Source organism: Stenotrophomonas sp. YJH_SMC_53 (genome assembly GCF_059369995.1).
Genome location: NZ_JCAFTF010000002.1, coordinates 388,273 through 411,023, shown reverse-complemented (window position 1 = coordinate 411,023; position 22,751 = coordinate 388,273). Strand labels below are relative to the sequence as shown.

Genomic DNA, 22,751 nt, shown 5'->3' with positions numbered 1-22,751 from the left:
CACGCGCTGCCGGCTCATGCGCCACACTCCAGCGGCAACGCCAGTTGCTTGGCGATGCTCTCCCAGTCGAACGCCACCACGCCCTGGTCGTCATGCACGGCATACAGCGCACCGTGCGGGAAGCGCGTGCTGGCTTGCTGCATCATCCAGATGCCATCGGTGTTGGCCACGGTATTGCCCTGGAACGCGCCGACCGGCTTCAGCGTGTGCCGGTCGAACAGATGGAACACGCTGCGCTGCTTGCCCTGTTCGGTGGTGATCCACCAGCCATCCTTGCCGCAGGTGCGCAGGGCCACGCCTTCGGCCTGTGCCTTGAACACGTCGCGGCCGAAGGTGGTGCCGGTGAAGCGGCCCGCGAGGGTGTAGACCTTGAACTCGCTGGCGTAGCTCTCGTCCTCTTCGGCGATCAGCAGGCGGTCGTTCTCGGGATCGCCCCAGATCGACTCGACCACGCGCAGCGCACCAGTCTCGGTGGTATCGCCGATGCTGGCCACCAGCTTCGCGTCGACCTTCTCACCATTGCGGGTCACGTGATACTGGCGCACGCGCTTGTCCAGCTCGGCCAGCGGCGGCAGGATGTCGCGCCCCTGTGCATCCTCGCCGTTGTCCCAGGAGTCGGTGACGTAGACGCTGTAGCCATCGGCACGGCGGTCGACCCACAGCCCGTAAGGCTTGCGCAGGTCGTCCGCCGCGAACGTCGCCAGCGGCGCGAAGTCCGGCAGGCGCAGTACCTGCACGCGGTGATTGTCGCGCTCCACGATCCACAGCAGGTCGTCGGTCACCGCGATGCCGTTTGGGCGGTCGAACTGCCCCGGTGCGGTGCCGCTGCTGCCGACGTCACGCAGGTGCTGGCCGGTGCTGCCGTCGTAGACCACCAGCTTGTCGGTGGCCTTGGCAGTGGCGATCAGCCACAGTACACCGTCCGGCGCGCGCCAGGCCGCCGGCGAGTCGATGTTGTCGGCCGGGGTCATCGGTGACAGGAACGCTTCGGCGATGGTGGCTACCTTGCGCTCGCCACTGGCGGCCGGCGAGGCCGCTCCCGCAACCGGATCGTTGTCGGTGGCCGGCGTGCAGCCGGCGACCAGCGTAGCCGCCAGCGCGGCGGCCAGGACAGTGACGCCACGCCCCATCACAGCGCCACCTTCAGGCCCAGCGCATAGGTGCGGCCGTACTCTTCCAGCTGCAGGGTGCGCGAACGGGTGCCCTGGTACAGCTCCAACGGCTTGTCCAGCAGGTTCTGCGCCTCGAAGTACACGCTCACGCGCGGGGTGAACTTGTAGTCAAGCGAGAAATCGAGCTGGGTGTTGGGTGCCACGTAGATGTCGAATGCGCGCCCCTTGCCGATGCTGTCCAGGTACTCGCTGCGGTACACGGCCGCCAGGCGCGTGCTTACACCGTACTTTTCATAGCCGATGTGTGCGCTGTAGACATGCTTGGAAGCGCGCGGCAGCGTGAAGTCCTCGCCCGCACGGTCCTTGATGCCGGCATCGAACTTCGTATCCAGCCAGGTGCCACTGGCGCCGACCAGCAGGCCATCCAGGCCGTCCGGCAGGAAGGCCAGCTGCTGCTGCCAGTTGAACTCCGCACCACGCACGGTGGCCTTGCGACCATTGATCGGCTGCGTCACATCGAATCCACCGTAGGCCGGATCATTGGTGCGCACGGTTTCGACGATGTAGCCATCGATCGACTTGTGGAACAGGCCCAGCGAAACGATGCCGCTGCTGCCGATGTACTTCTCCACCGACAGGTCGATGTTCTTCGACTCGTACGGATCCAGTTCCGGGTTACCCAGGCGCACTTCCTCGTCACCACGGCTGTAACCCACGCGCGGCGAGACGTCGCCGAAGGACGGGCGCGATACGGTCTTGTTGGCCGAGGCGCGCAGCACCCAGTCATCAGCCGCGTCATAGCGCAGGTGCAGGCCCGGCAGCACGTTGGTGTAGCTGCTGTTGGCCACGCGCGGGGTGACGGTGAAGCTGCGGCCGTTGGCGGCCACGTCCACCTGGTTGCCGGTCGCCTTGAAGCGGGTGTTCTCCACGCGCACGCCGCCGATGAGGCGCAGCGCGCCCACGTCCCAGGTACCCATGGCGTAGCTGGCGAAGATGTCTTCGCTGGCCACGTAATCCTCTTCCAGCGACGTCATCGCATTGCCGCCGACGTCCTGCGGGCGGGCGCTGTACTGGCTGCCATTGGCCGCCCAGAAGGCACGCATCGCCGCCGAATCCATGCCGTCGCCGAAGTTGCCGTGGCGATGTTCGGGCGAGGAGGTGGTCCAGCCCGCCAGCGCCACCTTCGGGCCGACGCGCAGTTCGCGCTCATCCACATTCACGTCGCGGTCGCGCCAGCGGCCCAGCAGACCGAACTTGATGCTGCTGCTGTCGCCGTCGAAGCGCACGTTGACCTGCGCGCTGTGCTCCTTGTCGTTCACCTGCTTGGGCGATAGCACGAAGCGGTCGAACGCGTAGTTGCTGTTGTCCAGCCACTGCGGGTTGTCGAAGCTGTAGCTGGGCAGCCGGCTGCTCTGGTCCAGGCTGCCGTTGAACGCCTTGCCGTTGAGCTTGAAACGCGCCTCCATCTCGTCGTTCACGCGCTCTTCGGTACGGGTGTAGCCGATCCGGTAATCAACCACGGCGTTGGTCAACGTGTTCTCGCCGCCCAGGCTGGCCGCGAAGGTGTTTTCCTTCTTGGTGCGGTAGCGCATGCGCTTGTCGATCGAGTCCTTCGGCATGCCATCCAGGCGGTACTGGTCGGTGCCGGTCTTGACCATCTTCGCGTCGTCGAAGTTGAAGATCACGCGCTGGCGGGTCTCCGCATCGTCGAACTGGCTGTACAGCGTGCGCAGGTAGTACCTGCTGTCTTCGTCCGGCCGCCAGTCGAGGTTGAGGTTGGCGCCGATGCGCTTGCGCTCGATCTCGTACTTGCGGTGCTGCAGGTTGATCGCGGTCACGTCACCGGGGGCGGCATCGTCCTCGCCGTCGTACTCCACTTCGGTGTTGTCCGACTCGAACCGGCGCTTCTGGTAGTTCACGCCCAGCGCCACGCCGAAGGTGTCGTTGAACACTTCGCTGTAGTTGAAGGCCGCCTTCGGGCTGGTCTCCCCGGACAGCTGCTGGTGGCTGCCCTCGATCTTGCCACGCAGGCTGCGACCGTCGCGGTCGAAGGCCGAGGCCGATTCCACCAGCACGGCACCGCCGATGGCATCACCGGGCATGTCCGGGGTCGGCGACTTCACCACGCGCAGGCGTTCGGTGGAATCGGACGGGATCACGTCCAGCGGCGCGGCACGGCTGGAGTCCTCCGGCGTGCCCACGGCGATGCCATCCACGCTGACGCTGTTGAGATTGGCGTCCAGGCCACGGATGACCACGAAACGGCCCTCGCCCTGGTCACGGGTCACGCTGATGCCCGGCAGGCGCTGCAGCGACTCGGCCACGTTCTTGTCCGGGTACTGGCCCAGGGCATCGGAGGACACCGCGTCTTCGATGGCGTCGCTGCCGCGCTTGAGGTCGACCGCGCGGATCTGCGATTCGAGCTGGGCGCGCACCTCGATACGGTCCAGGTCGACCGCGTCGGCCGCCACGGCGCCGGTGGCGGCTACCGCCTGCTGCCCGGCGGCCTGCAGCGGGGCGGCAGCCCCCATCGCCAGGGTCAGGGTGATGGCAACGGCCAACGGAGTCTTGATATGCACTGGGAATCCCCATTCCTGTTAAGAATGGGTCTGCACGGTATGTCCGCAAGGTTGCATGGCCGTGACATGCCTCTGCACATTTCATGTACAGCGGCCCCGGGCCCGGTTTGGGCTTCGCCCCGCCAATCCGGCAAAATGGCGGCCTCTCTCCCTATTCCCCTTCCCGACCATGAAGATCGTCGAAGTGCGCCACCCGCTGGTGCAGCACAAGATCGGCCTGATGCGCAACGCTGCGCTCAGCACCAAGGATTTCCGCGAACTGGCCAACGAGCTGGGTACGCTGCTGGCCTACGAGGCCACCGCCGACCTGGATACCGAGCCGCACACCCTGGCCGGCTGGGCCGGCCCGGTGACGGTGCAGCGCATTGCCGGCGCCAAGATCACCGTGGTGCCGATCCTGCGTGCCGGCCTGGGCATGCTCAGCGGCGTGCTGTCGCTGATTCCGGCCGCCCGTGTCAGCGTGGTCGGCCTGCAGCGCGATGAAGAAACCCTGCAGCCGGTACCCTACTTCGAGCGCCTGACCGGCCGCCTGGAAGAGCGCGACGCACTGATCCTCGACCCGATGCTGGCCACCGGCGGCACGCTGATCGCCACCATCGACATGCTCAAGCGCGCCGGCGCCCGTCGCATCAAGGGCATCTTCCTGGTGGCCGCGCCCGAAGGCATCGAAGCAGTGAAGGCCGTGCATCCGGACGTGGAAATCTACACTGCGGCCATCGATGCCCAGCTCAACGACAAGGGCTACATCCTGCCCGGACTGGGCGACGCGGGTGACCGCATCTTCGGCACCCGCGTCGGCTGATCCGGCGAACCGTGGTCGGATCCCTCTCCGCAGGAGAGGGCTCTGACCCGACAACCGTTCGCCAGCCCGCTTCGCCGCGTCACGTGAACGCCCGTGGACGCGGATGTGGCCGACGCGTGATTCTTCACGTGGCCTTACCGGTCGGAAGCGAATGCTCCGCGCACCCGCCACCGCTTGGAGCTCCCGATGAAAGCCTCTTTCCTGCTGGCCGCCGTCCTGCTGGTCGGCCTGCCCCTGACTGCCAATGCCACCACCCCGCAGCAGCAGCGCATGGCCGAATGCTCGGCCAAGAACAAGGGCTTGAAGGGGGATGCCTACAAGAGCGCGCAGAGCTCCTGCCTCAGCGGTCATGCCGCCGAAACCAAGCCGGTCAATACGCAGCAGGAACGCATGCGCAAATGCAACGCTGACGCAGGCGCGAAGAAGCTGGCCGGCGATGCGCGCAAGACCTTCATGAGCAGCTGCCTGAAGGCGTCGTAACGACGCGTGATGTAGAGCCGAGCCCACGCTCGGCTCTGCCATTAACCCAGGGCGCGCGCCTTCAGCTCGCCCTGTTCGTGCAGGGTCACGAAACGTCCCTTGTCATCACGGCCCAGCTGCGCCAGCGCCACCTGCGGGTCATGGGTGAAGAACAGCCGCACGTTGCGCGCCAGCTTGTCTTCAAGGAACTGCCGTTTCTCGTCGATCAGCAATTCGGCATTGCGGTCATAGCCCATGGTGATCGGCACGTGCACCCATGAACGACCTGGGATGAGGTCGGCACAGAACACCACGCCACCGTGCGCATCTTCACCGGCATGCGCGTGGCCAACGATCTCGGCCAGCATCAGCCCCGGCGTATGCCCATCGCTGTAGCTGAAGCGCACGCTGCGGCCGAGCGCCTTCGAGTACTCCCCCTCCACTACTTCCAGGCGGCCACTGGCCTGCAGCAGGCCGGGCAGCTCAGGAATGAAACTGGCCCGATCGCGCGGGTGTGGCCGCACGGCGCGCTGCCAATGCTGCGCACCAACCACATAGGTTGCGTTGGGGAACAGCAGTTCGGGCTCACGCCCTTCGCTCCATGCAGCAAGCAGGCCACCGGCATGATCGAAGTGCAGGTGGCTGAGCACCACCACGTCGATGTCCTCGTGCTCGAAACCCGCTTCGCGCAGTGAATCGATCAGCACGTGCTGGCTTTCCTGCACGCCATAACGCTCGCGCATGCGCGGGTCGAAGAACGCACCGATACCGGTTTCAAACAGTACTGTCTTGCCTTCCAGCGGACTGGCAAGCAGCGCACGGCAGGCCAGCTCGATGCGATTGAGCTCGTCCGGAGCCGCCCATTTTTCCCACAACGCACGCGGCGCGTTGCCGAACATCGCGCCGCCGTCCAGGCGCTGCGAGTTTCCACGAATAGACCAGAGTTTCATGCGTCGATTATCGGCGCCGGACTGTTAAATAATCGCTAGAAAGGAAACAGGAAACCCCGCCGGTTGGCGGGGTCCTGGTGATCTGCCAGATCGCCGGCCAGTGGCCGGCACCGCCACATCAGTGGGCCGGCACGACCTGGGCACTGCCCACCGGATTGCGCGGGTCGCTGCCGCCGAACAGCTTGTTCGCCTTGCGGTCCCATTCCACGGTCTGCAGGTTGCCCCACACGTGGCTGGAACCGCGACCGCCGGCGGCGACATTGCCCGGCAGGTCGATCCTGTGGCCCATCGCCTGCAGCTGCTTCACCGTCGCCGCGTCGAACGCATCGTCCTCGGCTTCGATCAGATCCGGCAGCCACTGGTGGTGGTAGCGCGGCAGCGCGGCAACCTGCTGCGCGTCCAGGCCGGCGTCGTAGCCGAGGATGCCCAGCAGCACCATGGTGATGATGCGGCTGCCACCAGGCGTGCCCAGCACGATCACCTTGTCGCTGTTTTCCATGAAGGTCGGCGTCATCGAGCTGAGCATGCGCTTGCCCGGCTTCGGCGCATTGGCCTCGTAGCCCATCACGCCGAAGGCATTGGGCGTACCCGGCTTCAGCGCGAAATCGTCCATCTCGTTGTTCAGCAGCACGCCGGTGCCCTTGGGAATGAGCCCCGAGCCGTACAGCAGGTTGACGGTCTGGGTGGCGCCGACGCGGTTGCCGTCGCGGTCGATGATCGAGAAGTGCGTGGTCTCGTCGTCTTCCAGCGGCGTCGGATTGCCCGACAGCAGGTCGCTGGGCGTGGCCTTCTCCGGATGGATGGTGGCGCGCAGGCCCTGTGCGTAGTCCTTGCTGGTCAGCACCTTCTGCGGGATCTGCACGAAGTCCGGATCGCCGAGGAAGAACGTACGGTCGCGGTAGGCGCGGCGCATCGACTCCACCACCAGGTGGGTACGGTGCGCCGGATCCATCTTCCTGATGTCCCAGCCTTCCAGGATCTGCAGCATGCTGGCCAGCGCGATGCCACCGGACGACGGCGGCGGCGCGGTGGTGATCTTCCAGCCGTTGTAGTTGAACACGATCGGCTCGCGCTGCTTCACGCGATAGCCGGCCAGCTCTTCGGCGGTCCACCTGCCGCCGGCCTGCTTGACGCCTGCCAGCAACAGCTTTCCGGTCTGGCCCTTGTAGAAGCCGTCGAAACCTCCAGCGGCCAGGCGCTCCAGCGTCTGCGCCAGCTCCGGCTGCTTGAACAGGTCACCGCTGGCGATCGGCTTGCCGTTGCGCAGATAGACTTCACGCGTGCCGGGATAGCGCTCCATCACTTCACGGCGCGACGCATAGCCCTTGGCCATGCGGTCGTACACCGGGAAGCCTTCGCGTGCGATCCGGATGGCCGGTTGCAGCGATGCAGACAGCGGCAGCTTGCCGTGCCTGGCCGACAGTTCGACCAGCGCCGCAGGCAGGCCCGGAATACCGGCCGACCACGCACCGTTGACCGAGCGGTCACGGTCCAGGTTCCCCTGCTTGTCGAGGAAGGCCTGCGGGGTCGCGGCGGCCGGTGCGGTCTCGCGCGCGTCCAGCATCACGTCCTTGCCGGTGGCCGCGTCGTGCAGCAGGAAGAAGCCACCACCGCCCAGCCCGGAACTGATCGGCTCGACCACCGCCAGCGTGGACGACACCGCCACCGCAGCATCGAAGGCGTTGCCGCCCTGCGCCAGAATGTCGATGCCGGCCTGGGTGGCCAGCGCGTGGCCGCTGGCAATGGCTGCGCCGTCGGGGCGCTCGGCACGGGCCGGGCTGTCGGCCCAGGCGATCGGACTCAGCAGCAGGCCGAGCAGCAACAGGGGGCGGACGATCAGCGTCTTCATTCGGATGGGGGCTCCGCATAGAGTTCGGGGTGATCGTGCTGCAGTTGGCGCAGCTTGGCCAGCAGTTGGTCTTCCGTTTCCACGATCTCCGGATCCGGGTCGATGCACTCGACCGGGCAGACGACCACGCACTGTGGCTCGTCGAAATGACCCACGCATTCGGTGCAGCGCGCAGGGTCGATCACGTAGATGGTTTCACCCATCGCAATGGCCTGGTTCGGGCAGGCCGGCTCGCAGACGTCGCAGTTGACGCAGAGCTCGTTGATTTTCAGCGACATGGCGATACTCCTCGCCCGCGCCTTGGGACAAAGGACCGGCCAGCGCGGGCGCGCGGGCCGGTCAGGTCATCAGCGGCGCCCTTGCAGGACGCCGCCCGGGCCATGCCGGAGCATGGCCGCCATGGCTCGGTATTACTTGGCTTCGACGAAAATGTACTCGGCACCGGTCGGCTGGATCGCAGCCTGCACGCGGGCGTTGTCGGCCGACTGGCCGATGAAGACGACGCGCACGCCCTTCATCGAATCCGGCGACACGTCCTTGAACACGGCCTGGATCATGTCAGCCATCTTGCCCGAGGCCGACGAACCAAAGGCCAGCATGTTGCCCGGCTGCACGCCACGGGCCACGGCCTGGGTCGCGCTCTCGGTCTGGCGCTCGTACTTGGCCTGGAAGTCCGGGTCCGATTCCGGGGAGAGGTAATACAGGAACGGGCTGTTGGTGATGTTGCCCATGTTCTGGATCGCCACTTCCTGCAGGTACTTCTTCCAGCCGGCATCGTCGTCCTTGGACGGAGCGACCAGGGCCTGCTTGGCCTCGTCGACCGGAGCGGCCTCTTCCTTCTTGCAGGCGGTGAAGGCCAGGGCCAACGAAGCGATCAGCATCGCGCGCATGGTGGTGTTCATGGATTTCCTCCCGGAATGGTGCGTGGTGTTGTACGTAATGGGGTGCAGGTACGGCGGGCTTACGACTGTGCCGCCTTCGCTTCGCGGACCTTGCGCAGGGCTTCGAGCACCGCGGCCGGCACGAAACCGGACACGTCGCCGCCCAGGCGCGCGATCTCGCGGACCAGCGAGGACGAAATGAAGCTGTGCTGCTCGGCCGGGGTCAGGAACAGGGTCTCGACCTCGGGGATCAGGTGGCGGTTCATGCTGGCCATCTGGAACTCGTACTCGAAGTCGGACACCGCGCGCAGGCCGCGCAGCAGCACCCCGCCCTGGACCGAACGTACGAAATGGGCCAGCAGGGTATCGAAGCCGATGACTTCGACATTGCCATGGTGGGCCAGGGCGCCACGCGCCAGCTGCACGCGCTGTTCCAGCGGCAGCGCCGGGCCCTTCGACGGGCTCTGCGCCACGCCGACCACGACCTTTTCGAACAGCGGCGCGGCCCGGCTCACAAGGTCGATGTGACCGTTGGTGATCGGGTCGAACGTGCCGGGATAGACGGCAATGCGGCGGTTGGCCACGGTCATGGGCGGTAGCAGATGTTCAGATGAGGTCAAAGTGTAGCAGTGGCACGGCGGTACAGGGCAAAGCGCACCTCACGGGTGCCGCCCTCGCGGTGCAGCAGCCAGCCCTGCGGCAGCACCGGCACGTGGCCGGCCGGCGATTCCAGGTACAGCCAGGCATCGGCTGCCAGGTGCCGCGGCAGCTGGGCCAGCACGTCCTGCCACAGGCCATCGGCGAATGGCGGGTCGATGAACACCAGATCGGCCTGCTGCGCCTGCGCACCCTGCAGCCAGCGCACGGCATCGGCCTGCACGACGCTGATCTGGTCGCTGGCCTGCAGCTTGGCCACGGCGGCGGTCAGGTTGCGTCCCAGCTGCGCATCGCGCTCGACCAGGGTGGCGTGGGCGGCACCGCGCGAGACGGCTTCCAGCCCCAATGCGCCGCTGCCTGCGAACAGGTCCAGGACGCGGGCCCCGCCCAGCTTGGGCATCAGCCAGTTGAACAGGGTCTCGCGCACACGGTCGCTGCTGGGCCGAAGCCCCGGCAGGGTCGGCACCGGCAAGCGGGTATTGCGCCAGCGACCGCCGATGATGCGGACCTGGCCGTCGTTGCCCCCACGGCCGCTCACCGGCGCCCCCGGCGGGAGGTATTCGAGAATTTCAGCATGAGCGGGATTGTAGTTCGGCCGGGCGGCGCCCGGGGACGCGCCAACGCATGCGCGCTGTCGCTCCCACGCTTCGCTGCGCGAAACGCGGGCCCCACTTACCAGCTTCCATACCCCCGCCGCTTCGCGGCCGCCCCCTGACTCAGGGGGCTCTACCCCAGACGCGATCCGATGCTCGACATACAGGCGGGGTCAGATCCGTTTTCCGCAGGAAAACGGATCTGACCCCATTGGATGTATCGATATCTGACAGATGTGTCGACCAAGGTCGACACCTACCAACAGCCGCGTGAACCTGTCAGAGGCGGGGCGGTGTGGGTTGGCAGGACCGTTGGCGCCATGGATGGCGCCATCGAGCCCCCATGGATGGGTTCACGGCGTGTCCTGCCAACCCACACCGCCCCGCCATCCCACGGATAGCCCGCTGTTGCTGTTGATGTTGCTGTTGCATCGGCCTCTGCAGGTGCAGGGCTGCAAGCCCGGCCGACCAACCCCTTGATTTCGGGACAATCACCCCTACCCCTTGGCGAGGCCGCACGCGCTGGCGCGGCATTGCACATGGAGCCCTATCGATGACCGAGACCACCCAGACCGAAACCCTTGGCTTCCAGACCGAAGTCAAGCAACTGCTGCAGCTGATGATCCACTCGCTGTACTCCAACAAGGAAATCTTCCTGCGCGAGCTGGTCTCCAACGCTGCCGACGCCGCCGACAAGCTACGCTTCGAGGCCCTGACCCAGCCGGCGCTGCTGGAAGGCGACAGCGAGCTGCGCGTGCGCGTCAGCTTCGACGCCGCCGCCCACACCATCACCATCGAAGACAACGGCATTGGCATGAGCCGCGCCGAAGCCATCGCCCACCTCGGCACCATCGCCAAGTCCGGCACCGGCGACTTCCTGCGGCAGCTGTCCGGCGACCAGAAGAAGGATTCGCAGCTGATCGGCCAGTTCGGCGTCGGCTTCTACAGCGCTTTCATCGTCGCCGACGAAGTGGAAGTGACCTCGCGCCGCGCCGGCCTGGCTGCGGCCGAAGGCGTGCGCTGGACCTCGCGTGGCGAAGGCGATTTCGAAGTGGCCACGGTCGACAAGGCCGAGCGCGGTACCCGCATCGTGCTGCACCTGAAGGACGGCGAGCACGACTTCGCCGAGGGCTGGCGCCTGCGCAGCATCCTCAAGAAGTACTCGGACCACATCGGTCTGCCGATCCAGATGCCGAAGGAAGGTGGCGAAGAAGGCGCCACCGTCGAGTGGGAGACCGTCAACCGCGCCAGCGCGCTGTGGACCCGCCCGCGCACCGAGATCAGCGACGCCGAGTACACCGAGTTCTACAAGCACGTAGCGCACGACCATAGCGACCCGCTGGCGTGGAGCCACAACAAGGTCGAGGGCAAGCTGGAGTACACCTCGCTGCTGTACGTGCCCGGCCGCGCGCCGTTCGACCTGTACCACCGCGATGCGCCCAAGGGCCTGAAACTGTACGTGCAGCGCGTGTTCGTGATGGACCAGGCCGAGCAGTTCCTGCCGCTGTACCTGCGCTTCATCAAGGGTGTGGTCGATTCCAACGACCTGTCGCTGAACGTCTCGCGCGAGATCCTGCAGTCCGGCCCGGTCATCGATTCGATGAAATCGGCGCTGACCAAGCGTTCGCTGGACATGCTGGAGAAGCTGGCCACCGACAAGCCCGAGCAGTACGCCACGTTCTGGAAGGAATTCGGCCAAGTGCTGAAGGAAGGCCCGGCCGAGGACTACAACAACCGCGAGAAGGTGGCCGGCCTGCTGCGCTTCGCCTCCACCCGCGGCGACGGCGATGCGCAGAGCGTGTCGCTGGCCGATTACATCGGCCGCATGACCGAAGGCCAGGACAAGATCTACTACCTCACCGGCGAGAGCTACAGCCAGGTACGCAACAGTCCGCACCTGGAAGTGTTCCGCAAGAAGGGCGTGGAAGTGCTGCTGCTGACCGACCGCATCGACGAGTGGCTGATGGGCTACCTGACCGATTTCGACGGCAAGGGCTTCGTCGACATCGCCCGTGGCGATCTCGACCTGGGCGCGCTGGAAACCGATGCGGACAAGCAGGCACAGGAAGCGGCAGCAAAGGACAAGCAGGGCCTGGTCGAGCGGCTCAAGACGGTCCTGGGTGACGAAGTGGCCGAGGTGCGCGTGTCGCACCGCCTGACCGATTCGCCGGCGGTGCTGGCCATCGGCGAGCAGGACCTGGGCCTGCAGATGCGCCAGATCCTGGAAGCCAGCGGGCAGAAGGTGCCGGACAGCAAGCCGGTGCTGGAGATCAACCCGGGCCATCCGCTGATCGCCAAGCTCGACGCCGAAGCCGATGGCGCGCGCTTCGACGACCTCGGCCGGGTGCTGTTCGACCAGGCCGCGCTGGCCGCCGGTGACAGCCTGAAGGATCCGGGTGCCTATGTGGCGCGCCTGAACAAGCTGCTGCTGGAGCTGTCGGCCTGATCGAGGCGGTGGTCGCCGGGCATGGCCCAGCGGTGCCTTGGTAGAGGCCAACCTTGGTTGGCGCCCCAAAAGCGTGCCAACCAAGGTTGGCACCTGCCAGGGGCGGCGGTTGGCAGCTACCGAGGCGGGCTGCTCAGGCGTCGCGATCCAGCAGCGCGCCCAGCACCTGGTCCTGGCGGCGGATCACCGTGGCATTGGCAGCGAAGGCCACCACCTCGGCTTTCGCCGCCAGCAGATCTCCCAGCGGCGCGGTGGCATCGGCACCGGCGGGAATCACCGAGGCCTGCACCCCACCCTGCTCAGCGGCGCCACGCTGCAACTGCAGGCGCTGCGCATCGGGGGTCGCCAGATTGGCCACGTTGTGCGCGGCCACCTGCACGCCCTGCTGGGCCGCGCGCATCCCGCTGAGGGCGATTCCCATCACGTTGTCCATGGCGGTCTCCGGGCCGCTCCGCGCAACCCTCCGGACCGGTTAACGGCCGGCCGGCCGCGACCTTGAGTCCACATCGGCCCGACAGGCCCGAGTGGTAGCATATCCCTCTGATTTCAGCGCCTTTTGCCAATGCTCAGTTTTTTCCGCCGCAAGAAGCCCCAGGATGCCCCCACCACGGAGGCGTCCAAGACCCAGCACTACTCGGCTGAAGAGCTGGCGGCGGCGTTCCCGTCGGCCGCCCCGGCCGAAGACGCACCCACCGCCGCGGTGGTCGAAGCCAATGCACCCGCGCCTGCACCGGAATCGGCCCCGGTCGCCCAAGTGCCAGCTGCGCAGCCGGCCACCGCGCCCGAGGACGTCCAGGCTGAAGCGCTCGCTGCGGCTGCTGTGCTGGCTCCTCTGGCTCCGGTCATTCCGGTCGAGGAACCCACCGCCCCGGCCACCGACCTGCCTGCGCTGGTGGATGCCCCTCCGGCGCCCGCCGGCAAGCCCGGCTGGCGCGAGCGCCTGCGCAACAGCGTCATCGCGCGCAGCTTCGGCGGCCTGTTCTCGCGCAACCCCAAGCTCGACGACGATCTGCTGGACGAGCTGGAAACCGCCCTGATCACCGCCGACGTCGGCGTGGGCGCCACCACCGATCTGGTCGAGGGCCTGCGCAAGCGCATGAAGTCGCGCGAGTTCGCCGACGCCAATGCGCTGCTGGCCGCGCTGCGCGCCGAGCTGATCGCGATCCTGCAGCCGGTGGCCAAGCCGCTGGTGATCGACCGCAATGCCAAGCCCTTCGTAGTGCTCACCGTCGGCGTCAACGGCGTCGGCAAGACCACCACCATCGGCAAGCTGGCCAAGCGCTTCAAGGATGACGGCCACAGCCTGATGCTGGCTGCCGGCGATACCTTCCGCGCCGCCGCCGTGGCCCAGCTGCAGGCCTGGGGCGAGCGCAACGGCGTGGCCGTGGTTGCGCAGGGGCAGAACGCCGATGCCGCTTCGGTGGCATTCGACGCGCTGCAGGCCGGCAAGGCCCGCGGCACCTCGGTGCTGATCGCCGATACCGCCGGCCGCCTGCACACCCAGTCCGGGCTGATGAACGAGCTGGGCAAGATCCGCCGCGTGCTCGGCAAGATCGACCCCACCGCCCCGCACGAAGTGCTGATGGTGATCGACGGCACCACCGGCCAGAACGCGCTGTCGCAGCTGCGCCAGTTCAATGCCGCAGTGAAAGTGACCGGCCTGGTGGTGACCAAGCTGGACGGCACCGCCAAGGGCGGCGTGGTGTTCGCACTGGCCCGCGAGTTCGGCATTCCGATCCGCTTCGCCGGCATTGGCGAGCGCCCGGAAGACCTGCGTGTATTCGACCCGGAAGCCTTCGTCGACGCCCTGCTGCCCGAAGCATTGGGCGCCTGATACACCGTGCAGCCACGCATGGCGTGGCTCTACTGCGATCTGGTAGAGCCACCCCATGGGTGGCTGCCTCCTTCCGGAACACTGATGCCCCGCCAGCCGCACGCCAGCGCCGACACTGCCAAGAAAGACGACTTCGTCGCCCGCCTGCTGCACTGGTTCGACGACCACGGTCGCCATGACCTGCCCTGGCAGCACCCGCGCAGCCCCTATCGGGTCTGGTTGTCGGAGATCATGCTGCAGCAGACCCAGGTGGCCACGGTCATCCCGTACTTCCAGCGGTTCCTGCAGCACTTCCCAACCCTGCCCGAGCTCGCCGCCGCCAGCAATGATGCGGTGATGGCGCAGTGGGCCGGGCTCGGCTACTACGCCCGCGCACGCAACCTGCATGCCGCCGCAAAGCGCTGCGTGGAACTGCACGAGCGCGACCTGCCACGCGATTTCGATGCATTGCATGCCCTGCCCGGCATCGGCCGCAGCACCGCCGGTGCGATCCTCAGCCAGGCATGGAACGATCGGTTCGCGATTCTCGACGGCAACGTCAAGCGCGTGCTCAGCCGCTACCACGGCATCGACGGCTTTCCCGGCCTGCCGGCCATCGAGAAACAACTGTGGGCGATTGCCCAGGCGCACGTCGCGCAGGTGCCGGCCGGGCGCATGGCCGATTACACCCAGGCGCAGATGGATCTGGGCGCGACGGTATGCAGCCGGGCCAAGCCGGCCTGCGTCATCTGCCCGCTGCAGGACGCGTGCGTGGCGCGGCGCGAAGGCCGCACCGCTGAACTGCCCACGCCCAAGCCCAGCAAGACCCTGCCCGAACGCGAAGCGGTCGCCCTGCTGCTGCGCGACGCCCAGCAACGCGTGCTGCTGCAGAAGCGGCCGGACACCGGCATCTGGGCGCAGCTGTGGACGCTGCCGCAGGCCGAGGCCGGCAGCGACCTGCAGGACTGGTTCGACGCACATGTCGACGGCTCGCTGGAAGATGCAGAGGAACTGCCGGTGCTGCAGCACACCTTCAGCCACTACAGGCTGCACCTGCAGGTATTGTCACGGAAGGTGCGCGGCCTGCGTGTGGAAGAACCCACGCTGCGCTGGGTCGCCAACGACGAGCTACCCGCATTGGGCCTGCCGGCACCGATCCGCAAACTGCTCGACGGCGCCACGATCAAGACGCCGAAACGAACTCCCAAGAAATCCCGCAACCACGAGTGAGTGCCATGCCCCGAACCGTCTTCTGCCAGTACGAACAACGCGATGCCGAGGGCCTGGACTTCGTGCCCTACCCCGGTGAGCTGGGCCAGCGCATCTTCAACAACATCGGCAAGCAGGCCTGGGCCGCGTGGCTGGCGCACCAGACCATGCTGATCAACGAGAACCGGCTGTCGCCGCGCACGCCGGAACATCGTGCGTTCCTTGAAGGCGAACTGGTCAAGTTCCTGTTCGAGAAGGACGCGGAAAAGCCGGCCGGCTTCACCCCGGAAACCTGACAACCCCAAAGGGGACGGAGGAGATTAAGTCGTTTGTGGCACAAACGACTTAATCCCCTCCGTCCCCTTTTTCGATCATTTCACCGGTGCGGTGTTTTCCTCGCGCTCCTGCACCTGCGCCTGGCGCAGCTCCTGCTCGGACGCGCGCAGCGCCTTCACATCCAGCTTGCGGATGCTGTTGATGAAGCACGGCAGGCGCGGGCCGCCGGTGGGGTCGCGCACCAGCACTTTGTCAAAGCGCGACGACACACGGCCCATGCTGCTGGTCAGACCGATGGCGGTCGCATACGGCAGGTCCTGGCAGGGACCATTCAGCTCCAGCAGATAGGCTTCGCTGGGACGGGTCCACACCGCCAGCGCACTGTCGCCCAGCTCGGTCCAGCCATTGAGGCTGCCAAAGAACTGCATGTCGTTCTGCGGCGCGCCGGCGTGGGCACGGTACAGATCCAGTTTTTCGGTACTGCTGAGCCGGCCGGTCGTCGCACAGGCGGCCAGTGCCAGGCAGAGTCCGGCCATCAGGATCGGGGTCTTCATGGCGATCTCCTCGGGGAACTGTCGCCATCATGCGCCTGGACTGGCAACGCCGGCGCGACGGCTCGCGCCCCATTCAGCCGCCGGTCGGCGGCTATTGGCCGGACCACGGTAGACGCCAACCCTGGTTGGCGCTTGCCCTGCAGGAGCAGCCGACCAAGGCCGGCCTTTACCAAAGCGGTCCCAGCGCTCAGACGTCGGCGTGGGCCAGCGCGTGCAGGCGCCCTTCGCGCAGCTCCAGCACCCGGTCCAGGCGCCGCGCCAGGCTGCGGTCGTGGGTCACCAGCACCAGGCTGGTATGGCGCGCGCGGTTGAGTTCCAGCATCAGCTCGAACACGGTGCCGGCGGTGCGGTCATCCAGGTTGCCGGTCGGCTCGTCGCCGAGCACGCAGGCCGGATGGTTGACCAGCGCACGCGCCACTGCGGCACGTTGGCGTTCGCCGCCGGACAGCTCGCCCGGCTTGTGGTCCAGGCGATGGCCGAGGCCGACCGCTTCCAGCAGCGTGGTCGCCCGGCTGCTCGCCTCGGCCACGGCGGTGCCGGCCAGCAGCACCGGCATCATCACGTTTTCCAGCGCGGTGAATTCCGGCAGCAGGTGATGAAACTGGTAGACGAAGCCCAGCGCCTGGTTGCGCAGCAGACCGCGCGCGGTATCCGACAGCGCCGACATGCGCTGGCCGGTCACATACACTTCGCCGGCAGTCGGAATGTCCAGGCCGCCCAGCAGGTGCAGCAGCGTGCTCTTGCCGGCACCGGAGGCACCGATGATCGCCACCGTCTCGCCAGCAGTCACGGTCAGGTCCAGCCCATCGAACACCGGCGTCTGCATGCGCCCTTCGGCATAGGTCTTGCCCAGCGCTTCGGCGCGGATCACTTCATCGCCGCGGTTGACGACCTTATTCATAACGCAGGGCCTCCGCCGGCTGGGTGCGTGCTGCCCGCCAGGCGGGATACAGGGTGGCCAGGAAGCTCATCAGCAGCGCGACCACGGTGATCGCCACCACGTCGCCGGTCTGCATGTCGGTCGGCAGGCCGGTGATGTAGTACACATCCTCCGGCAGCAGCTTGACGTTGAACACGCTCTCGATGGCGCCGAGGATGCGTTCCAGGTTGAGGGTCAGGGTGATGCCACCGATCAGGCCGGCCAGCGTGCCGAAGATGCCGATCAACGAGCCCTGCACCATGAACACCTGCATCACCCCGCCCGGGGTCAGGCCCAGGGTGCGCAGGATGGCAATGTCGGCCTGCTTGTCGGTCACCAGCATCACCTGCGAGGACACCAGGTTGAAGGCCCCCATGGCGATGATCAGCGACAGCAGGATGCCCATCACCACCTTCTCCATGCGCAGCGAGTGGTAGAGATTGGCGTTCTGCTGCGTCCAGTCACTCACGCGATAGGCGCCACCGAGGCTCTGCGCCAGGTCCACGCCCACTTCCAGCGAACGGTCCATGTCGCGCAGCTTCAGCCGCACGCCGGTGGCGCCGTCGCTACGCAGCACGCGCTCAAGGTCCTGCATGTTGGCGAAGCCGACGCCGCGATCGACCTCGTTGTACCCGGCCTCGAAGATGCCGCTGACGGTGAAGCGCTTCATCCGTGGCACTGCACCGGCAGGCGTACCCTGCACTTCGGCAAAAGTCACCAGCACCTGGTCGCCAACGTCCACGCCCAGCCAGATCGCCAGCTCCTTGCCCAGCAGCAGGTTGAAGCTGCCCGGCTTGAGGCTGTCATAGCTGCCCTTGGTGACCTTCCTGTCGATCACCGAGACTTTCGGCTCCAGGGCCGGATCGATGCCCTGGATGATCGCACCCTGCACGCGCGGGCCGCTGATCATCGACTGGATCTCGATGTACGGCGCGGCACCCGCCACGCGCGGATCCTTGCGGGCGACATCGACCACGCGCATCCAGTCCGGCATCGGTTCACCGTCGCGGCTGATGGTGGTGTGTGCGGTCATCTGCAGCAGGCGACTGCGGATCTCCTTCTGGAAACCGCTCATCACCGCCAGAGTGGTGATCAGCACTGTAACGCCGAGCGCGATGCCCAGGATCGATGCCATCGAGATGAAGGAGATGAAGCCGTTGCGGCGCTTGGCGCGCAGGTAGCGCAGGCCAATGGCCACGGGAATGGGTTTGAACATGCAGGCACGCCGGTCAATTCAGCTTATGGTGCCATCGACCGGGGCTGACGGGAAACGCTGCGTGCGGCCACGGCCAGTCGCAGTTCACGTCGCTGCCCGGAATCGAGCACATCCGGCCAGAACAGCAGGCGCCGGCGGCGCCGATCCTCACGCCACAGCAACAACAGCCATGGGCCACGCACCACCAGCCTTGGCGTATCGATGTCCCGCCCGGCCACCTGCAGTGGCCCGGGAAGCGGAGGCAGAAGCACCTGCACGCGCGGCCGGCGCTGGCGCCAGGCCAGTTCGGCCAACCCGACGCCCCAGGCCAGCAGCAGCGCGGGCATCAGCAGCCGCGCAGGCAGATCGGAGGCACGCAGCAACCAGGGGGCGGCCAGCAGCACCGCGACCTGGGCGGCGGCCTGCAGCCGCGAGGGGCGCCACTCAAGGCTTGAGGGCGAGGATCTTCTGCATGAGGGGGATCGCGTGCGCATGCGGGCAGGCCTCATAGCCCATGAACCAGCGCCACAACTTATCGTCCTCGCAGTCGAGCAGGAACAGGAAAACCTCGCGCTCTTCGGTCGGCGCAGTGCGCCATTCGTGGTCCAGGTAGCGGCCAAACAGCTGGTCCAGTTCTCGCATGCCTCGGCGGCAGCGCCAGCGCAGCTTCTTCAGCAGGACATCGTCTTCCATCGTGCTTCTCCAGATACAGCAAAGCCACGCATGGCGTGGCTCTACTGGGGTCATGCATCTACCCTGCGCCGTGTATCAGGCGCGGCGCTCCATCATCAGCTTCTTGATCTCGGCGATCGCCAGCGCCGGGTTCAGGCCCTTTGGGCAGGTCCGGGCACAGTTCATGATGGTGTGGCAGCGGTACAGCTTGAACGGATCTTCCAGATCGTCCAGGCGCGCGCCGGTGTCCTCATCGCGCGAGTCGATGATCCAGCGATAGGCCTGCAGCAGGATCGCCGGGCCCAGGTAACGCTCGCCGTTCCACCAGTAGCTCGGGCAGCTGGTCGAGCAGCAGGCGCACAGGATGCACTCATACAGGCCGTCGAGCTTCTTGCGGTCTTCCGGCGACTGCAGGCGCTCACGGTCCGGCGGTGCCGGGGTCTGGGTGCGGATCCACGGCTTGATCGAGGCGTACTGCGCGTAGAAGTGGGTCAGGTCCGGAACCAGATCCTTGACCACGTTCATGTGCGGCAGCGGGTAGATCGGCACTTCCTTCTTGCCGCAGTCCGAGATGGCTCGGGTGCAGGCCAGGGTGTTGGTGCCGTCGATGTTCATCGCGCACGAACCACAGATGCCTTCGCGGCAGGAGCGGCGGAAGGTCAGGGTCGGGTCGATCTCGTTCTTGATCTTGATCAGGGCGTCCAGGACCATCGGGCCACAGGCGTCCAGATCGACTTCATAGGTATCGGTGCGCGGGTTGCTGTCGTCGTCCGGACTCCAGCGGTAGATCTTGAAGGTGCGCACATTCTTGCCGCCGTTCTTGACGGGGAAGTGCTTGCCCTTCGTGATCTTGGAATTCTTGGGGAGTGAAAACTCGGCCATGGCTGCTCTCGTTGGCTCAGGCGGCCCGCGCCCGTGGGCGCGGATTGCATGGTAGGCGGGGTCGGATCAGTACACGCGCGGCTTCGGCGGCACCACGGACACGTCGTCGGTCAACGTGTACATGTGCACCGGACGGTAGTCGAAGCTGCACTTGCCCTTCTCGTCGACGCTGACCAGGGTGTGCTTCTGCCAGTTGACGTCGTCGCGGTCCGGATAGTCCTCGTGCGCATGCGCACCACGGCTTTCCTTGCGCTGTTCAGCCGAGTTGATCGTCGCCACCGCGTTGAGCAGCAGGTTGTTCAGCTCGTAGGTCTCGATCAGGTCCGAGTTCCAGACCAGCGAACGGTCGGAGACCTTCACGTCCTGGAACGAGTCGAAGATCTTGTCCATCTTCTCGCAGCCTTCCTTCAGCGTCTGGCTGGTGCGGAAGACGGCCGCGTCGGCCTGCATGGTGCGCTGCATGCGGTCGCGGATGACCGAGGTCGGGGTATCGCCGTTGGCGTGGCGCAGCTTGTCCAGCAGGCCCAGCGCCTTGTCGCAGGCATCGGCCGGCAGCGGCTTGTGCGCGGCGCCCGGCTTGATGGTCTCGGCGCAGCGGTTGGCCACCGCACGGCCGAACACCACCAGGTCGAGCAGCGAGTTCGAGCCCAGGCGGTTGGCGCCGTGCACGGACACGCAGGCCGCTTCGCCGATGGCGTACAGCCCCGGCACCACGGCGTTGTCGTTGCCGCCGACCTTCTGCACCACTTCACCGTGGTAGTTGGTCGGGATGCCGCCCATGTTGTAGTGCACGGTCGGAATGACCGGGATCGGCTGCTTGTGCACGTCGACGCCTGCGAAGATGCGGGCGCTCTCGGCGATGCCCGGCAGCTTCTCGTCGATCACGCCCGGGCCGAGGTGGGTCAGGTCGAGCAGGATGTGATCCTTGTGCTCGCCGACGCCGCGGCCTTCGCGGATCTCGATGGTCATCGAACGGCTGACCACGTCGCGCGAGGCAAGGTCCTTGTAGTGCGGTGCATAGCGCTCCATGAAGCGCTCGCCGCTGCTGTTGCGCAGGATGCCGCCTTCACCGCGGACACCCTCGGTGATCAGGCAGCCGGCGCCGTAGATGCCGGTCGGGTGGAACTGCACGAACTCCATGTCCTGCATGGCGATGCCGGCACGCATGGCCAGGCCGCCACCGTCGCCGGTGCAGGTGTGCGCCGAGGTAGCGCTGAAGTAGGCACGGCCGTAGCCGCCGGTGGCCAGCACCACGCCCTGGGCGCGGAACAGGTGCAGCGTGCCATCGGACATGTCCAGGGCCAGCACGCCGCGGCAGGCGCCTTCGTCGTCGAAGATCAGGTCGAGCGCGAAGTACTCGATCATGAAGCGCGCATCGTGCTTCAGCGACTGCTGGTACAGGGTGTGCAGCATCGCGTGGCCGGTACGGTCGGCCGCCGCGCAGGTACGCTGCGCCGCCGGGCCTTCGCCGTACTTGGTGGTCATGCCACCGAACGGACGCTGGTAGATCTTGCCTTCGGCGGTGCGCGAGAACGGCACGCCGTAGTGTTCGAGTTCGATGATGGCCGGGATGGCCTCACGGCACATGTACTCGATGGCGTCCTGGTCACCCAGCCAGTCCGAACCCTTGATGGTGTCGAAGAAGTGGTAGCGCCAGTCGTCCTCGCCCATGTTGCCGAGTGCGGCCGAAATACCGCCCTGGGCGGCGACGGTGTGCGAACGGGTCGGGAAGACCTTGGTCAGGCACACGGTCTGCAGGCCCTTGGCGGCCAGGCCGAACGTGGCGCGCAGGCCGGCACCGCCGGCGCCGACCACGACCATGTCGTACTTGTGTTCGGTGATCTTGTAAGCGGACATCTAATCTGGATTCCTGTGTAGGTGCCTGGGCTCAGGCAACGCCGAGGGCGATGCGGCCCACCGCAAACACACTGACGATCATGCCGAGCACGGCGACGAACTTCACCGCGGTCTGCAGCACCAGGGCCAGCAGCGATTCGTGGATGTAGTCTTCCAGCACGACCTGCATGCCGAGCTGCGCGTGCCAGAACATGGCGATCAGCAGGCCGATCAGCGGCACTGCATTCCACGGCTTGGCCACGGCGGCGGCGGCGGTCGCGTAATCCGAGCCCAGCAGGCCCAGTACGAAGACCAGGAACCAGATGCCCAGCACCACCAGCGCGGCGGCGGTCAGGCGCTGGTGCACGAAATGCTCGGTGCCGGTCTTGGCCGAGCCCAGGCCGCGCACGTTCTTCAGCGGGGTACGGAACTTGCTCACGCGGCACCTCCGAACATCACATAGGCCCACACCAGCAGGGTGATCACCAGGCTGCCGATGACCGACAGCCAGCTGCTGCGGATGAAGGCAGGGATGCTGAAGCCGATGGCGAAGTCCTGCACTACATGGCGGATGCCATTGCACAGGTGATAGGCGAACGACCATGTCCACGCGAACAGGAACACGCGGCCATACCAGGCCCCGGCATGGCCGGTGAAGCAGTTCCAGGACTCGGGCCCCATCATCAGGGCCAGCAGGCCGGCAGCGATGATGAGGGCACCAACAGACAGAAAGATGCCAGTGGCTCGATGCAGGATCGAGGTGGCCATCTGAATCTGCCAGCGATACACCTGAAGGTGCGGGGAAAGTGGGCGTTGTCTGGTCGCCATTCGCTGGGCTCGTTGTCTCGGCTGGGCGGCACGCGGCCGCGTTGGCTCAATGCTGATCAGAAATCGATGCAGCGTCCGTTTTTCTCCCAATCGCCATACCGCACCGGATCAAGTCCGCCGCGGCCGCCGAATTCCTCTGCTTTTTCCTGTTCCACTGGCACGGGTGCCGCGGGGACCAGCGGGGCTTCAGATTCGTCGTCGGGAGTGGGGGTTGTTTGGCCTATCATGTTCGGTCTCGC

The 22,751-nt window shown here is 66.4% G+C and carries 25 protein-coding genes; 6 read left to right on the top strand and 19 right to left on the bottom strand.

Annotation, left to right across the window (positions count from 1 at the left end; translation table 11 throughout):
• Positions 1-14 precede the first annotated feature (14 nt).
• Complete coding sequence (locus AC5P7X_RS04560) at positions 15-1,130, bottom strand: phytase (protein WP_495214453.1); 1,116 nt, start codon at positions 1,128-1,130, stop codon at positions 15-17.
• A complete protein-coding gene (locus tag AC5P7X_RS04555; RefSeq protein ID WP_495214541.1) occupies positions 1,130-3,643 on the bottom strand; it encodes a TonB-dependent receptor in 2,514 nt (837 codons plus the stop codon). Before AC5P7X_RS04555 ends, AC5P7X_RS04560 begins: the two co-directional genes overlap by 1 nt.
• 217 nt (positions 3,644-3,860) lie before the next feature.
• Here AC5P7X_RS04555 and upp point away from each other — a divergent pair, with 217 nt between their 5' ends.
• Both upp and AC5P7X_RS04545 read left to right on the top strand, forming a co-directional pair.
• Positions 3,861-4,493, top strand: coding sequence for a uracil phosphoribosyltransferase (gene upp / locus AC5P7X_RS04550; RefSeq protein ID WP_005416149.1), 633 nt, complete (start codon positions 3,861-3,863; stop codon positions 4,491-4,493).
• A 186-nt stretch (positions 4,494-4,679) separates the two neighbouring features.
• Positions 4,680-4,973 carry a PsiF family protein gene (locus tag AC5P7X_RS04545; protein ID WP_495214452.1) on the top strand — a complete coding sequence of 98 codons (294 nt, stop codon included), beginning with the start codon at positions 4,680-4,682 and terminating at the stop codon, positions 4,971-4,973.
• A gap of 41 nt (positions 4,974-5,014) precedes the next feature.
• Here AC5P7X_RS04545 and AC5P7X_RS04540 read toward each other — a convergent pair whose 3' ends face one another.
• The 6 genes from AC5P7X_RS04540 to rsmD form a co-directional block, all read right to left on the bottom strand.
• On the bottom strand, positions 5,015-5,902 hold the full coding sequence (locus tag AC5P7X_RS04540; protein ID WP_005416147.1) for an MBL fold metallo-hydrolase: 888 nt from the start codon (positions 5,900-5,902) through the stop codon (positions 5,015-5,017).
• 118 nt (positions 5,903-6,020) lie between these two features.
• Positions 6,021-7,751 (bottom strand): gamma-glutamyltransferase, encoded by a 1,731-nt coding sequence (ggt, locus tag AC5P7X_RS04535; RefSeq protein ID WP_053499171.1) that lies wholly within the window; start codon positions 7,749-7,751, stop codon positions 6,021-6,023.
• The gene (locus AC5P7X_RS04530; protein WP_004153175.1) at positions 7,748-8,029 is read right to left on the bottom strand and encodes a YfhL family 4Fe-4S dicluster ferredoxin; all 282 of its coding nucleotides are present in this window, start codon (positions 8,027-8,029) and stop codon (positions 7,748-7,750) included. Before AC5P7X_RS04530 ends, ggt begins: the two co-directional genes overlap by 4 nt.
• A 132-nt stretch (positions 8,030-8,161) precedes the next feature.
• On the bottom strand, positions 8,162-8,653 hold the full coding sequence (locus tag AC5P7X_RS04525; protein WP_004153167.1) for a hypothetical protein: 492 nt from the start codon (positions 8,651-8,653) through the stop codon (positions 8,162-8,164).
• 59 nt (positions 8,654-8,712) lie between these two features.
• On the bottom strand, positions 8,713-9,222 hold the full coding sequence (coaD, locus tag AC5P7X_RS04520) for a pantetheine-phosphate adenylyltransferase (RefSeq protein ID WP_005416145.1): 510 nt from the start codon (positions 9,220-9,222) through the stop codon (positions 8,713-8,715).
• Positions 9,223-9,248: 26 nt separating this feature from the next.
• On the bottom strand, positions 9,249-9,857 hold the full coding sequence (gene rsmD, locus AC5P7X_RS04515; protein ID WP_321573217.1) for a 16S rRNA (guanine(966)-N(2))-methyltransferase RsmD: 609 nt from the start codon (positions 9,855-9,857) through the stop codon (positions 9,249-9,251).
• A 578-nt stretch (positions 9,858-10,435) separates the two neighbouring features.
• On the opposite strand from rsmD, the gene htpG reads away from it, so the two are divergent.
• Complete coding sequence (gene htpG, locus AC5P7X_RS04510; protein ID WP_053501183.1) at positions 10,436-12,328, top strand: molecular chaperone HtpG; 1,893 nt, start codon at positions 10,436-10,438, stop codon at positions 12,326-12,328.
• Positions 12,329-12,461: 133 nt separating this feature from the next.
• Here htpG and AC5P7X_RS04505 read toward each other — a convergent pair whose 3' ends face one another.
• Entirely contained in the window at positions 12,462-12,761 is a 300-nt protein-coding gene (locus AC5P7X_RS04505) for a hypothetical protein (RefSeq protein WP_053501181.1), read from the bottom strand.
• A gap of 129 nt (positions 12,762-12,890) precedes the next feature.
• Here AC5P7X_RS04505 and ftsY point away from each other — a divergent pair, with 129 nt between their 5' ends.
• The 3 genes from ftsY (at position 12,891) to AC5P7X_RS04490 (ending at position 15,646) form a co-directional block, all read left to right on the top strand.
• The gene (gene ftsY, locus AC5P7X_RS04500; RefSeq protein ID WP_346607943.1) at positions 12,891-14,162 is read left to right on the top strand and encodes a signal recognition particle-docking protein FtsY; all 1,272 of its coding nucleotides are present in this window, start codon (positions 12,891-12,893) and stop codon (positions 14,160-14,162) included.
• Between the two features lie 84 nt (positions 14,163-14,246).
• The gene (gene mutY / locus AC5P7X_RS04495; protein WP_495214451.1) at positions 14,247-15,371 is read left to right on the top strand and encodes an A/G-specific adenine glycosylase; all 1,125 of its coding nucleotides are present in this window, start codon (positions 14,247-14,249) and stop codon (positions 15,369-15,371) included.
• A gap of 5 nt (positions 15,372-15,376) precedes the next feature.
• Positions 15,377-15,646 carry an oxidative damage protection protein gene (locus tag AC5P7X_RS04490; protein ID WP_005416139.1) on the top strand — a complete coding sequence of 90 codons (270 nt, stop codon included), beginning with the start codon at positions 15,377-15,379 and terminating at the stop codon, positions 15,644-15,646.
• Positions 15,647-15,721: 75 nt separating this feature from the next.
• Here the strand turns inward: AC5P7X_RS04490 and AC5P7X_RS04485 are convergent, their stop codons facing one another.
• From AC5P7X_RS04485 to AC5P7X_RS04440, 10 genes are all read right to left on the bottom strand, one after another.
• On the bottom strand, positions 15,722-16,180 hold the full coding sequence (locus tag AC5P7X_RS04485) for a DUF6491 family protein (RefSeq protein WP_235648012.1): 459 nt from the start codon (positions 16,178-16,180) through the stop codon (positions 15,722-15,724).
• Positions 16,181-16,367: 187 nt separating this feature from the next.
• Complete coding sequence (gene lolD, locus AC5P7X_RS04480; protein ID WP_032954095.1) at positions 16,368-17,081, bottom strand: lipoprotein-releasing ABC transporter ATP-binding protein LolD; 714 nt, start codon at positions 17,079-17,081, stop codon at positions 16,368-16,370.
• Complete coding sequence (locus AC5P7X_RS04475; RefSeq protein WP_495214450.1) at positions 17,074-18,315, bottom strand: lipoprotein-releasing ABC transporter permease subunit; 1,242 nt, start codon at positions 18,313-18,315, stop codon at positions 17,074-17,076. Before AC5P7X_RS04475 ends, lolD begins: the two co-directional genes overlap by 8 nt.
• 23 nt (positions 18,316-18,338) lie before the next feature.
• Positions 18,339-18,788 carry a hypothetical protein gene (locus AC5P7X_RS04470; protein ID WP_495214449.1) on the bottom strand — a complete coding sequence of 150 codons (450 nt, stop codon included), beginning with the start codon at positions 18,786-18,788 and terminating at the stop codon, positions 18,339-18,341.
• Entirely contained in the window at positions 18,739-18,987 is a 249-nt protein-coding gene (locus tag AC5P7X_RS04465) for an FAD assembly factor SdhE (RefSeq protein WP_005416134.1), read from the bottom strand. Before AC5P7X_RS04465 ends, AC5P7X_RS04470 begins: the two co-directional genes overlap by 50 nt.
• A 75-nt stretch (positions 18,988-19,062) precedes the next feature.
• On the bottom strand, positions 19,063-19,848 hold the full coding sequence (locus AC5P7X_RS04460) for a succinate dehydrogenase iron-sulfur subunit (protein ID WP_005409079.1): 786 nt from the start codon (positions 19,846-19,848) through the stop codon (positions 19,063-19,065).
• A 66-nt stretch (positions 19,849-19,914) separates the two neighbouring features.
• Positions 19,915-21,705: a succinate dehydrogenase flavoprotein subunit gene (gene sdhA / locus AC5P7X_RS04455; RefSeq protein WP_495214447.1), complete on the bottom strand. Its 1,791-nt coding sequence runs from the start codon at positions 21,703-21,705 to the stop codon at positions 19,915-19,917.
• Between the two features lie 31 nt (positions 21,706-21,736).
• Complete coding sequence (gene sdhD / locus AC5P7X_RS04450; protein WP_005409077.1) at positions 21,737-22,123, bottom strand: succinate dehydrogenase, hydrophobic membrane anchor protein; 387 nt, start codon at positions 22,121-22,123, stop codon at positions 21,737-21,739.
• Positions 22,120-22,512 carry a succinate dehydrogenase, cytochrome b556 subunit gene (gene sdhC, locus AC5P7X_RS04445; RefSeq protein WP_005416132.1) on the bottom strand — a complete coding sequence of 131 codons (393 nt, stop codon included), beginning with the start codon at positions 22,510-22,512 and terminating at the stop codon, positions 22,120-22,122. The genes sdhD and sdhC overlap by 4 nt, the downstream gene beginning before the upstream one ends.
• A 56-nt stretch (positions 22,513-22,568) precedes the next feature.
• Entirely contained in the window at positions 22,569-22,739 is a 171-nt protein-coding gene (locus AC5P7X_RS04440) for a DUF1674 domain-containing protein (RefSeq protein ID WP_005409075.1), read from the bottom strand.
• Positions 22,740-22,751: the final 12 nt, after the last annotated feature.